Genomic DNA, 467 nt, shown 5'->3' on the forward strand with positions numbered 1-467 from the left:
ACCATCACCGAAGGTATCCCGACGCTGGATATGCTGACCGTGAAAGTGAAGCTGGATGAAGCGGGCGTGCGCATGATCGGCCCGAACTGCCCGGGCGTTATCACCCCAGGCGAATGCAAAATCGGCATCATGCCGGGTCACATTCACAAACCGGGTAAAGTGGGTATCGTCTCCCGTTCCGGTACGCTGACCTATGAAGCGGTTAAGCAGACTACCGACTACGGTTTCGGCCAGTCCACCTGTGTGGGCATCGGTGGTGACCCCATCCCAGGTTCTAACTTCATTGATATCCTGAAAATGTTCCAGCAAGATCCGCAGACCGAAGCGATCGTGATGATCGGTGAGATCGGCGGTAGCGCAGAAGAAGAAGCGGCTGCGTATATCAAAGAACATGTGACCAAGCCGGTTGTCGGTTATATCGCAGGTGTGACAGCGCCGAAAGGTAAGCGTATGGGTCACGCAGGCGC

1 protein-coding gene is annotated in these 467 nt (G+C 55.7%); it reads left to right on the top strand.

Translation table 11 applies throughout. The features are described from left to right. Positions 1-467: succinate--CoA ligase subunit alpha (locus CSV68_RS16605; RefSeq protein ID WP_483315686.1), on the top strand; the 467-nt coding region annotated here is incomplete at both ends.

The organism is Sporosarcina sp. P29 (assembly GCF_002743265.1).
Taxonomy (GTDB): domain Bacteria; phylum Bacillota; class Bacilli; order Bacillales_A; family Planococcaceae; genus Sporosarcina.